Annotated in this window: 10 protein-coding genes; 5 read left to right on the top strand and 5 right to left on the bottom strand. The window is 72.6% G+C overall.

Translation table 11 applies throughout. The features are described from left to right. Positions 1-1896 (top strand): PIG-L family deacetylase (locus JSX79_RS13395; protein ID WP_229086643.1); only part of this gene is annotated, 1896 nt, incomplete at its 5' end. 626 nt (positions 1897-2522) lie between these two features. On the opposite strand, the gene JSX79_RS13390 is transcribed toward JSX79_RS13395, so the two are convergent. From JSX79_RS13390 to JSX79_RS13370, 5 genes are all read right to left on the bottom strand, one after another. Next, on the bottom strand, positions 2523-3785 hold the full coding sequence (locus JSX79_RS13390) for a glycosyltransferase family 4 protein (protein WP_229086642.1): 1263 nt from the start codon (positions 3783-3785) through the stop codon (positions 2523-2525). Further along, positions 3782-5347 carry a lipopolysaccharide biosynthesis protein gene (locus JSX79_RS13385; RefSeq protein WP_229086641.1) on the bottom strand — a complete coding sequence of 522 codons (1566 nt, stop codon included), beginning with the start codon at positions 5345-5347 and terminating at the stop codon, positions 3782-3784. The genes JSX79_RS13390 and JSX79_RS13385 overlap by 4 nt, the downstream gene beginning before the upstream one ends. Further along, on the bottom strand, positions 5344-6255 hold the full coding sequence (locus JSX79_RS13380; protein ID WP_229086640.1) for a beta-1,6-N-acetylglucosaminyltransferase: 912 nt from the start codon (positions 6253-6255) through the stop codon (positions 5344-5346). Before JSX79_RS13380 ends, JSX79_RS13385 begins: the two co-directional genes overlap by 4 nt. An 81-nt stretch (positions 6256-6336) precedes the next feature. Further along, positions 6337-6507: a hypothetical protein gene (locus JSX79_RS13375; RefSeq protein ID WP_156794728.1), complete on the bottom strand. Its 171-nt coding sequence runs from the start codon at positions 6505-6507 to the stop codon at positions 6337-6339. 106 nt (positions 6508-6613) lie between these two features. Further along, positions 6614-7963, bottom strand: a complete 1350-nt coding sequence (locus JSX79_RS13370) for a glycosyltransferase (RefSeq protein ID WP_229086639.1) — start codon at positions 7961-7963, stop codon at positions 6614-6616. 314 nt (positions 7964-8277) lie between these two features. Between JSX79_RS13370 and JSX79_RS13365 the strand changes: the two genes are divergently transcribed. The 4 genes from JSX79_RS13365 to JSX79_RS13350 all read left to right on the top strand — a co-directional run bounded on the left by JSX79_RS13365 (position 8278) and on the right by JSX79_RS13350 (position 12151). Further along, on the top strand, positions 8278-9540 hold the full coding sequence (locus JSX79_RS13365; RefSeq protein WP_229086638.1) for an ABC transporter substrate-binding protein: 1263 nt from the start codon (positions 8278-8280) through the stop codon (positions 9538-9540). Between the two features lie 159 nt (positions 9541-9699). Further along, positions 9700-10674, top strand: coding sequence for a carbohydrate ABC transporter permease (locus tag JSX79_RS13360; RefSeq protein ID WP_071296132.1), 975 nt, complete (start codon positions 9700-9702; stop codon positions 10672-10674). Between the two features lie 95 nt (positions 10675-10769). Next, on the top strand, positions 10770-11582 hold the full coding sequence (locus JSX79_RS13355) for a carbohydrate ABC transporter permease (protein WP_374475467.1): 813 nt from the start codon (positions 10770-10772) through the stop codon (positions 11580-11582). Between the two features lie 5 nt (positions 11583-11587). After that, a complete protein-coding gene (locus JSX79_RS13350) occupies positions 11588-12151 on the top strand; it encodes a hypothetical protein (RefSeq protein ID WP_229086637.1) in 564 nt (187 codons plus the stop codon). Positions 12152-12169 lie beyond the last annotated feature (18 nt).

Below are 12169 nucleotides of genomic sequence, written 5' to 3'. Positions count from 1 at the left end.
ACCCACCCACGCACAGAAGACGACATGCAGCGAGACGCCCCGACCCCGAGTGCCACCATCCGACGCCGTTGGAAGGTGGCACTCGCGGTCGCGGCAGCGGTCATCACGGGCGCCACCGTCTCGGCGCCGAGCCTCCTCGCGCCGTCGAGCGCCGGTGCGGCGACCACCGCGGAGTGCAGCGCGGGGAAGGTCCTCACCGTCGTCGCGCACGCCGACGACGACCTGCTGTTCGAGGGCACCGAGCTCCGCAAGGACATCGACGCGGACAAGTGCGTTCGCTCGGTCATCGTCACCGCCGGGGACGCGGGCAAGTCCGCCACGTACTGGAAGGGCCGGCAGACGGGCCTCGAGGCCGCCTACGCGAACCTCGCCGGCGTCACGAACGCCTGGACCTCGGGCTCGGTCAGCGCCGGTGGCAAGACGGTCGTGACGCGCACCCTGACGGCGGACCCACGGCTCAGCCTGGTCTACCTGCAGCTGCCGGACGGCAACATCGACGGCTCCGGGTTCGCCGCCACCCGGTACCAGAGCCTGCAGAAGCTCTACCAGCGCTCGATCACGAGCATGAGCACGGTCTCCGGTGCGACCTACGGGACCACCTACACGCTCGCCCAGCTCCAGGCCACCGTGCTCGCGCTGATGAACGGGTACGGGCCGCAGGAGGTGCACACCCTCGACCACGTCGGCACCTACGGCGACGGCGACCACAGCGACCACCACACCGTCGCGTACCTCACGAAGTCGGCGCAGCAGCAGCTCACGACGGCGAGCACGCTCACCGGGTACATGGGGTACCCGGTCGCGGACAAGCCCTCGAACCTCACCGCCGCGCAGACGCAGGCGAAGGGGAACGCGTTCTTCGCCTACTCCGCGTACGACGCCGAGACCTGCGCCTCGGTGGCGTCCTGCTCGTCGCGTCCCGAGGGCTCGTGGCTCAGCCGTGAGTACACGGTCGGCACGCAGACGCCCACCGACCCGGGCACCGGTTCGGGCGGGTCCGTCGGAGCCGACGTGACCGCCGGTGCGGCCGTCACCGCGAGCAGCGAGAACCCCGCGGACGGACAGACCGCCGTGAAGGCCGTCGACGGCGTCGCGAGCGGCTACCCCGACGCGCCGACCGCCGAATGGGCGACCCGCGGGGGCGGCACCGGTTCGTGGCTGCAGCTCGCGTGGTCGAGCCCGGTGACGCTCGGCGCCGTGGACCTCGCGGACCGTCCGAACGCCGACGACCAGGTCACGGCCGGCACGCTGACGTTCTCCGACGGGAGCAGCGTCGCCGTGCCGACGCTCGACAACGGCGGCGCGTTCACCCGCGTCACCTTCTCGTCGCGGCAGGCCAGCTGGGTGAAGTTCACCGTCACCGGCGTCAGCGCGACGACGCGCAACGTCGGCCTGGCGGAGATCCGGACGTTCGCCCCGGGCAGCACGACCCCGACGCCCACGCCGACCCCGACGCCGACGCCGACGCCCGGGGGCGCGACCGACGTCACGGGCTCGGCGACCGCCACCGCGGCGTGGGACGACACCTCGACCGGGCAGACCGCCGCCAAGGCGATCGACGGGGTCATCAGCGGCTACCCCGACAACACGACCGCCGAGTGGGTCGCTCCCTGGGGCACGACCGGTGTCTGGTTGCAGCTCGACTGGTCCTCGTCGAAGGCGGTGAACCGGGTCGTCCTGTACGACCGGCCGAACAGCGACGACCAGGTCACGAGCGGCACCCTGACGTTCTCCGACGGCAGCCAGGTGGCGGTCGGGACACTCCCGAACGACGCGTCGCCGCTCGCGGTGGACTTCTCGGCACGCAACGTCACGTGGGTCCGGTTCACCGTCACCGGGGTGTCGGCGAGCACACGGAACGTCGGCCTGGCCGAGTTCCGGGCGTTCACCGGCTGACCCGGCAGCACTCGACGGACGGGAGGCGCGGTGCCGGTGGGCACCGCGCCTCCCGTCCGTCGTCCGCGCGTTCGCGCGGGTCGCGGGTCGCGGGCGCAGCGTGCGCGGTTCCGCGCGCGGTGCGGCCCGCGAGGCGTCGCACCGTGCGCGCGACCTCGCACGCTGGTGCGGCGCGTGCCGCCGCGGGTGACCGTCGCCGTCGGCGCCACCACGGGGCGGACGGGGAGGCGCGGTGCCGGTGGGCACCGCGCCTCCCCGTCCGCCGTCCGCGCGTTTGCGCGGGTCGCGGGCGCAGCGTGCGAGGTTCCGCGCGCGGTGCGGCCCGCGAGGCGTCGCACCGTGCGCGCGACCTCGCACGCTGGTGCGGCGCGTGCCGCCGCGGGTGGCCGTCGTCGTGGGCGCGACCTCATCGCGGCGAGCGGCGCGGTACCGGCGGGCGGACGCCTGCGGGAACGGCGGACATCGCGCGGGGAGAGCACGTTGCGGACGGGAGGTGTGACCGTTCTGGTTCGTGATCCTCGGGGATCGCGAACCGGAACGGTCAGGCGGCGAGCAGAGGGCGACACGGGCGCGAGCACGCGACGGACGGGAGGGGCGGTGCCAGGGGGAGCCGCGCCTCCTGGGCTTCAGCGACGGGCGTGCGTGAGCAGGGCGCGCAGGAGTCCGGCCACGTGCGGTCCGCGGCCGTAGTGGTCGCGCACCCAGGCGCGGCAGCGCTCGCCGAGGGAGGGGTCGCGGTCGGCGCGGTCGAGGGTGTCGAGGACCTTGGTGGCGAGCGCCTCGGGGTCGGTCGGGTCGACGGTCGACGTCGCCCACTCGCCGGCGAGGATCTCGCCCGTGCCACCGCTCGCGGCGGCGACGACCGGGCGGCCGGCGGACATCGCCTCGACGACGACCCGGCCGAAGCCCTCGGGTTCGATGGACGGCACGACGACCATGTCGGCGGCGTGGAGCAGGGTGACGACGTCGTCCCGCTCGGGGAGGAGCACGACGGAGCCGGCGGGGAGGGACGCGACGGCGCGTCGGACGTCCTCGGCGTCGTCGGGCGCGGCCGCTCCGGCGAGCACGAGCACGGGCGGGTGGTGCGGCTGCGTGGCGTGGTGCGTGCCGGCGGGCCCGAGCGCGGGGGTGAGGGCACGCACGGCGGCGCGCGGCGCGCGGGCGCGGTGGCGTTCGGCGTCCTGCTCGAGCACGAGGCGCCAGGCCTCGAGTAGTGCGAGCACGCCCTTCGACCGGGTGAGGCGGCCGTAGTAGAGGACGGTCCGGGTGTCGTCGTCGAGCCCGAGGGTGCGGCGGGCGCGGACTGTCGCGGACGGTGTGGCCGCGGGGAAGAGGGCGGTGTCGACGCCGTTCGGGACGACGGTGATCCGCGAGGCCGGGATGCCCACGTCCGCCCACGCGCGAGCCATCGCGTGCGAGACGGCCAGGTAGTGCGTGCGGCCGCCGGCGATCGGCCCGAGGCGTCGGTAGTTCGGCGCGTGGTGCAGGTGCACGACGAGCGGGACGCCGGAGACCACGGACGCCACACGGCCCCAGGGGAGGTGCTCGGGCCGGTTCAGCCAGATGACGTCGGGGCGCGAGCGGCGGAGGCGGAGGCCGTCGAGGACGAACCGTGCGGCGTCGCCGGCTGCGCTGCGGAGGCCGAAGGACCGGTCGCCGGTGCGGTGCAGGGCGACCCCGAGCTCGGCGAACTGGTCGCTGCCGGGTTCGGCGCCGTCGGGTCCCGGGGCGAGGTGGCCGCGGTGCCAGACCTCGACGTCCTGCCCGGCGCGCACGAGCTCGCGGGTGTCCTCGAGGACGCACCGCTCGACCCCGCCGGTGATGGCGAGCCCGTTCGTGACGACCGCGATCCGCAGTCGACGGTCGGGGCGTTCCGGGGCGTGGGTCACGGTGTGCCTCCTCGGGCGATCGCGAGCCTGCGGATGAACCAGGGCAGGCAGCCGAGGACGCCGGCCACGCGGACGATGTTCCACACGAGGTCCTGGGGCAGGAGGACGGACACCCCGGCGACGACCACCACGGCCGCCAGGACGAGGACCGTCCGGGCACGCGGGCCGCGCCACTCCCGGCGGTCGGGGAGCGAGAGCTGCTGGAGCGCCGCGAGCACCATGTAGGCGAAGACCGTGGAGACCCCGGCCCCGGCGATGCCGAGCAGCGGGACCAGCAGCAGGTTCGCGCCGATGTTGACGGCACCGGCGATGGCCGCGATCACCCCGACGGCGACGCCGCGACGCTCCACGAGCAGGAGCCGTCCGGTCGCGCCGCTGGCGATCACCGGGAACGCCGTGAGCGCCACGATGAAGACCACGACGGTGAGCTCGTGCACGCGGTAGGACGCCGGTGCGAGGATCGGCAGCGCGACCGGTGACACGAGGGTGACCGCGAGCAGCACCGGGGCGAGCAGCAGGTAGAGCTGGTCCCGGGCGTGCAGGGCCAGCTGTCGACGGGCGACGGCGTCCCGGAGCGCCGCGAAGTGCGGTGCCCACGCCTGGTTCGTGAAGGTCAGCAGGAGGATCACGGCGGAGCCGACGACGTAGGCGATCTGGTAGCGCGCGACCTCGTCCGGGCCGAGCAGCCGCTGCACGACGATCCGGTCGCCGGCGTTCAGCACGAAGTAGGACAGGTTGCCGAGGGCGATCGGCACGCCGAGCTTGAAGGCCCGTGCGGTGGTCTGGCGGTCGAACAGACCGGCGAGGCGAGGCCGGGTCGCCGCGAAGCCGATGACCATCGCGGCGGCCTGGGCGAACACGCCGCCCCAGGCGTAGGTCGTGGCGTCGGCGTGCACGAACACGAGCAGGCCGAGGCCGATGATCGAACCGCCGACCGAGGACAGCAGGCTCGTGACCGCGAAGACCCGGATGCGGTCCTGGGCGACCAGGATCGCGAGGGAGAGCTGCACGACCGCGGCGGGGAAGATCCAGAGGACGGCGACGAGCAGGATCGGGTGTTCGCCGACGAACCCGGCGACGTCGCCCCAGAGCGGGATCGTGGCGAGGGCGACCGCGGTGACGACGGCTGCGAGGACGATGCCGACCGCGATGAGCCCGCGGGCCTTCCGGTCGTCACCGCCGTCCTCGGCGCGCTGCAGCACGGACGCCTGGTCGAGTCCCGCGACCGCGAGCACGACGAGCGCCTGGTAGAGCGCGATCGCCGAGGCGAGCACCCCGAACTCGGAGAGCGGCATGAGGTGCGCGAGCACCGGCGAGATCAGCGAGCTGACGACGAGCTGCATCGACCACACGACCACGTACAGCAGGCCACGGCCGAACAGGACGGACGCGCCCTTCTGGACCGCGGTGCTGCCGGTGTCGGGGACGGTGTGGGCGGCGGCCTCGACGGCGGCGGCTGCCTCGGCGGCCTCGACCGCAGCGGCCTTCCGACCGGTGCTGTCGGCGTCGGGCGGGGTGGCTGCGGCGTGGCGGGCCTCGCGGCGGGTCTGGGGAACGGTCACGAGACACCCACCTCCGGGGTCCGGACGTGCTGTCGGAGTCCGAACGCCTGGTCGACGAGATCGAGCAGGTCCGAGCTCGCAGCGGTCGAGAACTTGCGGGCGAAGAGGTGCGGCATCGCGGTGGGGTCCGTCGTCCATCGTTCGAGGAGTCGACCAGCGTGGGGGAGCGTCAGCCACGGCGGGCTCTTCATCTTCGAGCCGTCCCAGCCGATGAACCACAGGGTGTGCGGGACGTGGTCCTCGGCGAAGCCGTCGACCAGGGCGGGGGAGTTCAGCACGGTCGGCACGAACGACTCGTCGGCGATCCAGGTGCGGCGCCAGAAGCGGACCAGGTCGGGACGGGCATCGACGACATCGACGACCGCGGCCGCGTGTGCGGCGCTGAGGACCTTGAGCTGCGACCCGCCGGTGAGCACGACGTCACGCGGGATCCGGCGGGGGATCGGCAGGCGGAGCATGTGCTTCCGCCACGCCCAGTGCGGGTACCGCATCCGGGCGACCCCGCCGCTGGCGCCCCACGCCGCGTGTGGGAGGGGGTGCGGGATGAGGAAGGACTGGTCACGGTGGGCGTCGAGCAGTGCGGTGATCTCGGCGGGGTTCGCCAGCGGGTAGTCGCTGCCGGTCAGCACCGCCACGTGGCGCGCGCCGGTCTCGGCGAGGGCGGCACGGTAGCCGGAGACCTCGGCCGCGACGTTCTCCCACTTCGCCCAGCCCGTCCGCAGTCGCGGCAGGAGGCGGACCCGGTCGGGGAGCCCCTCGGTCATCGCACGGTGCACGTCGTCCGGGGTGCGCGCGTCGACGTGCAGGAACACCGGGAACGGGTCGAGTGCCTCGACGAGTCGTCGGACGTGCTGGGGGTCCTCGTGGGCGAGGACGATGCACGCGAGCGCCGCGGGGGAGTTGGCCATGTCTCGAGTGAACAGGGCCGTCCGGACACCGACAAGGCGGTCCCGGGGCGGGTGCGGGGAAGCGGCGGTTTCCCGCAGCGGTCACCGGCGGCGGCGGTACCTCGGGCAGTCGCAGAGGGCGCAGTCGCTGCCCGGCCGGTAGTGCTCGTGGGCGTCCTGCGCGTGGCCGCACACGCAGACGGCCGTCTCCGTGGTGGCGTGGGACGTCGGCACGGTGACGGGCTCGAGCACGAGCGTGGGCCCCAGCGGCATGCGTCCTCCTCCGACCCGCGCGGTACGGGCAGCTGCACCGATCCTACGGGGCTGGGAGCGACGCGTCCGCCGACCGAGGGGGCCGGGCGCGGAACCGCCCGCGGGCTCACCCGGCGTGGAACCGGCCGGCCTCGACGTCCCGCCAGCGACGACGGCTGCGGAACCACGCCGCCGGGCCCGCCGGGAAGCCCCGGAGCTCGTGGTAGGCCAGGGACCGCGGCACCCCGGCGTCCGGGACGGCGGGGATCGCGGGACCGACGGGCGCGGACTCGACGGCAGCGGGGGCCGGTGCGCTGCCGGTGCGCAGCCGTCCGACCGTCTCGCGGAGCTTCACCATCGCGGCGGCGGGCACGAGCCGGGCGAGGACCGCGACGTGCCGCCGGTCCTTGGCGGCGAGGGCGCACATCAGCGCGGTGAACCCGACGCCGTTGCCGTGCAGCTGCTTGTGCAGGTCCTCGATGCTCTGCCGGTGCCGGTGGTGCACGACCGCTCGCGGCTCGAACCCGATGCGCCCACCGCGCCAGAGCGTCTCGATGAACATCGCCAGGTCCTCGCCGCCACGGGCCGGGGAGCCCGCGCCGAGCGTGGTGTCGAACCCGCCGACGGCGTCGATCACCGACCGCCGGAACGCCATGTTGGCGCCCGCGCCGTAGGCGCCGATGCCGTACACGGCGAAGTGCTTCACGACCGACCCGTCCGGGCGGACCGCCTGCACCCGCGCGTGCCGCATCGTGCCGGCGACGTCGTCGGGGACGATCGTGACGGGCGCGAAGGTGCGCTCGCCGCTGAACCCGCCGTAGTACGCCTCGTACCAGATCTGCGCGGGCGTCGAGAGCTCGGTGGGGAGGATCACGCCGGACACCGCGTCGAGGTCGGCCTCGCGGACGAACCGCGCGCCGAGTGCGCGCAGCCACTGCGGGTCGACCCGCACGTCGTCGTCGGTGAACGCGACGACCTCGCCGCGGGCGGCCGCGACCCCGGCGTTGCGGCCGGCGGACAGGCCGGGCCGGCGCTCCGTCACGAGGCGCACGCCCCGACCCGCGAGCAGTGCCGGGAGCCGGTCGTCGGCGGGCACCCGGACGCGGTTGTCGACGACGATCACCTCGTGGTCGGGGTAGTCCAGGTGCTCGAGGACGTCGAGCAGTGCGCCGAGGTCCTCGACGCGGTCCACCACCGTCGAGACGACCACGGAGATCGTCGGCAGGAGCGCGTCCGGCACCGGTTCGACGTCGGCGAGCACGGTCTCCCGCAGCGATCCGAGCGCACGGGCGGCGTCGGCGGGGTCGTCGGTGAGCTCGACGTCGAGCGTGCCCGTCGGACGCCCGCCGCGGTAGCCGATCACCAGCGCGGACGAGCCCGTGCCGTCCGCGACGAGGCGGGGGAGCGGTGCGTCGAGGTCGACGTCGATCACGCGTCGGGGTGCGGGGAGTGCACGAGCGGTGCTGGTGGTGGCCATGGTGTGGACGGTAGGTGCCAGGCCGCGGCGGCGACAACGGGGAGCGGGGCCGCTGGCGGTGATCGTGCGGAACCCCGCACGGCCGCGCTGACGAGCCCCCGGACGAGGGTGAGCGCTCACACCCGAAAAGCGAACGGCGCACGGTGGTCACGAGCAGGTCACGGAATCTTTGCAACCGGTTGCGAACGGCTGAGAGCGGGCGTAGCTTCCTCCTCCAGCAGGCAGCGTCGCCTGCTCCAGGCAGCGTCGACCCGGTCGTCCTCGCCTGGTGATCTCAACGTGGAGACGACACTGTGAAGACAACACGCGCCAAAGTGCGGTTCGCATCCGTAGCGGGGATCGCGGTCATCGGCCTCGTGCTGACCGGGTGCTCGAGCGGCAGCTCGGCGTCGGACGACGCCAAGAACGGTCAGGACAGCCGCGGGCCCATCACCTACGTGCAGGGCAAGGACAACTCGAACGTCGTCCGCCCCCTGATCGCGAAGTGGAACAAGGCCCACCCCGACGAGAAGGTCACCTTCAAGGAGCAGTCCGACCAGGCCGACCAGCAGCACGACGACCTCGTCCAGCACTTCCAGGCGAAGGACGCGAACTACGACGTCGTCGACGTGGACGTCGTCTGGACCGCCGAGTTCGCGGCGAAGGGCTGGCTCACCCCACTCACCGGCAGCATGAAGATCGACACGTCGAAGCTCCTGCCGGCCACCGTCAAGACGGCCACCTACAACAACACGCTCTACGCGGCACCGCAGACCTCCGACGGCGCGCTGCTCTACTACCGCAAGGACCTCGTCAAGACGCCCCCGACCACCTGGGACGAGATGATGCAGGACTGCGACATCGCCAAGCAGGCCGGCATCGGCTGCTACGCCGGGCAGTTCGCGAAGTACGAGGGCCTGACCGTGAACGCCTCCGAGGCGATCAACGGCTCCGGCGGCTCGGTCCTCAGCAAGGGCGGCACGCCGGACGTCGACACGTCCGACGCGAAGGCCGGCCTGCAGAACCTGGTCGACGCCTTCAAGGACGGCAACATCCCCGCCGAGGCGATCACCTACCAGGAGGAGCAGGGCCGCACCGCCTTCGAGGCCGGCAAGCTGCTGTTCCTGCGCAACTGGCCGTACGTCTACAGCCTCGCGAAGACGGACGGGTCGAGCACGGTCAAGGACACCTTCGGCATCGCGCCGATCCCCGGCAAGGACGGCACCGGCGCCTCGACGCTCGGCGGTCACAATGCCGCGATCAGCGTGTACTCGAAGCACAAGGCGACCGCGCACGACTTCCTGGAGTTCCTGGAGTCGAACGAGACGCAGAAGTTCTTCGCCACGCAGGGCTCGCTCGCACCGGTCGTCGGTGACCTCTACACCGACTCCGAGCTGACGGCGAAGCTGCCCTACCTGCCGACCCTGCTCAAGTCCATCGAGTCGGCCGAGCCGCGCCCGGTCACGCCGTTCTACCCGGCCGTGACGAAGGCGATCCAGGACAACACCTACGCCGCGCTCAAGGGATCGAAGAGCGTCGACGAGGCGATGAAGGACATGCAGGCGGCCCTCAAGACGGCCACCAGCAGCGGCAGTTAGCACCCGAGTACGCGGCGTACGCCGCATCGGACTGGAGGCGCGGGTCGACCCCGCCCCGCGCCTCCCGTCCGTCCCATCCTGCGTTCCGACACCCGGCAAGGAGGCCGTCACGTGTCAGCAGCAACCGAGATCCCCGCCGCCATCCCCAACCCGACGGGCATGGAGCCGCAGAAGCGGCGCAAGGGCGGACTCAACGCCGAGCACGGCCGATGGGCCGTGTACCTCATCGGCCCGACGATCGTGCTCCTCGCCATCGTCATCGGCTACCCGGTGGTCAGCGCGATCATCCAGTCGTTCCAGCTCGACCAGGGTCTCGACAAGGCGACCCAGCTCTTCGTCGAGGGCGGCTTCGCCGGCGTGACGAACTACGTGCACTGGCTCGGGCAGCAGTGCGGGAACGTCACCTGCCCACCCGGCAGCCTCGGCTCCCAGTTCTGGGTGTCGATGGGCAACACGTTCTTCTTCACGGTCGTCACCGTCGCCCTGGAGACGGTGATCGGCGTGTGGATGGCGATCATCATGAACCGCAACTTCAAGGGCCGCGCCCTCGTCCGTGCCGCGATCCTCGTGCCGTGGGCCATCCCGACCGCCGTCACCGCGAAGCTCTGGTACTTCATCTTCGACGCGAACGGCGTGCTCAACCACGTCATCGGGCAGCAGATCCTCTGGACGAGCGGCGAGTGGGCGTCCCGGTGGGCGGTCATCATCGCCGACACCTGGAAGACCACGCCGTTCATGGCGCTGCTCATCCTCGCGGGGCTGCAGCTCATCCCGGAAGAGGTCTACGAGGCCGGCAAGATGGACGGCGCCTCCACCGTCCAGCGCTTCGTGCTCATCACCCTGCCGCTCATCAAGCCGGCGCTCATGGTCGCCGTCCTGTTCCGCGTGCTCGACGCGCTGCGCATGTACGACCTGCCGGCGATCCTCACCGGCGGTGGCGGTGGTTCCGGCAACGCCACCACGACCCTGTCGATCCTCGTCGTCGAACAGATCCGGCAGGGCTTCAACTCCGCGTCGGCCCTGTCGACCATCACCTTCCTGGTGATCTTCATCGTCGCGTTCGTCTTCGTGCGGTTCCTCGGCGCCAACGTGGTGCAGACGCAGGCCGCCCAGCAGAAGGGGGAGCTCAAGTGACCCTCGCAGCCGACCGTCCCCGGTCCAACGCCCGAGCCCGCGACATCGCCGTCGACCGCAGCGACGTTCGGGTCAAGCGCCACACCGGCCCGCGGATCCGCACCGCCGTGCAGGCCATCGTCATCGCCGTCTGGTGCCTCCTGCCGTTCTACTGGATGGTGGTGACCAGCTTCCGCGACGTCGGGTTCACGTTCGACGCCACACCGTGGCCGACGCACGTCACGCTCGACAACTACGCGACGGCGTTCTCGACGTCGCTCGGCAACCACCTCGGGCGGGCGCTCGCGAACAGCCTCCTCATCGGCGGCGTCGTGACGATCATCGCCCTGCTCGTCGGCACGAGCGCGGCGTACGCCCTGGCCCGTCTGGAGTTCAAGGGCAAGTCGCTCATCGCCGGTGCGATCCTCGCGGCGTCGATGTTCCCGGGCGTCGCGCTCATCTCCCCGCTGTTCCAGCTGTTCACGGACATCGGGTGGATGGGCTCGTACCAGGCGTTGATCCTGCCGAGCATCTCGTTCGTGCTGCCCCTGACCGTCTACACGCTCGCGAGCTTCTTCCGCGAGATGCCGTGGGACCTCGAGGAAGCGGCACGCATCGACGGGTGCACCCGCGTGCAGGCGTTCCGACGGATCATCCTGCCGCTGGCCGCCCCGGCCGTGTTCACGACGGCGATCCTGGCGTTCATCTCGAGCTGGAACGAGTACCTCATCTCCTCCCAGCTCTCGAGCGACGCGACGCAGCCGGTGACCGTGGCGATCGCCTCGTTCGCCGGGTCCCAGCCGCACCAGGAGCCCTACACGGCGGTGATGGCCGCCGGCACGATCGTCACGATCCCGCTCGTGGTCCTCGTGCTCATCTTCCAACGACGCATCGTGGCCGGCCTCACCGCCGGCGGCGTGAAGGGCTGACGACCATGGCACAGCGCGGACCGACCCGGCCCACGGCCCGGATCGAGGAAGCCATCGGCTTCGTCGGCACCTTCGGCATCCTGTTCCTCGGGGCCACAGTGTTCTGCGAGCTCACCGGTCGCCCGGCGCTCGGCTGGGCGCTCACGCTGCTCGTCTGCGTGCTCGGCGTGGTGGTGCTCGACCGGTGGCGGGTGTCGGTGCTCCGCCGCACCCGTTCGACCGACGGTGTCGGCGGGGCGGCGCCGGTCCACGCTTCGGTCGCGCGGCCGTCGACGGCGCCGGTCGCCGCGGCCGGTGCCGGTCCGTCGGGGTGGCGGTCGGACCCGTCCCGCATCGCCGTGCAGCCCGCGGCGGACGGTCGGGTGCACCGCCACGTCGGGTGGGACGAACTGGCGCCCGCCGGTCGTCGGGCCGCTCGGACGCGGCGCGTTGCCCCGATCCCCGGAGCAGCGCCCGGCACGGCGCTCCCCGGGGCGGGCAGTGCGCTCCCCGGGGCGGGCAGCGTGCCGACGGTCGCGCGAGCGCAGACCGGCCCCGTCGCCGACGTGCGGCGGCCGTCGGACGGGTGACGGGCCTCCCGGGACCGT

This window comes from Curtobacterium sp. GD1 (assembly GCF_020882855.1).
Taxonomy (GTDB): domain Bacteria; phylum Actinomycetota; class Actinomycetes; order Actinomycetales; family Microbacteriaceae; genus Curtobacterium.
This window is presented reverse-complemented; position numbering and strand designations above follow the sequence as displayed.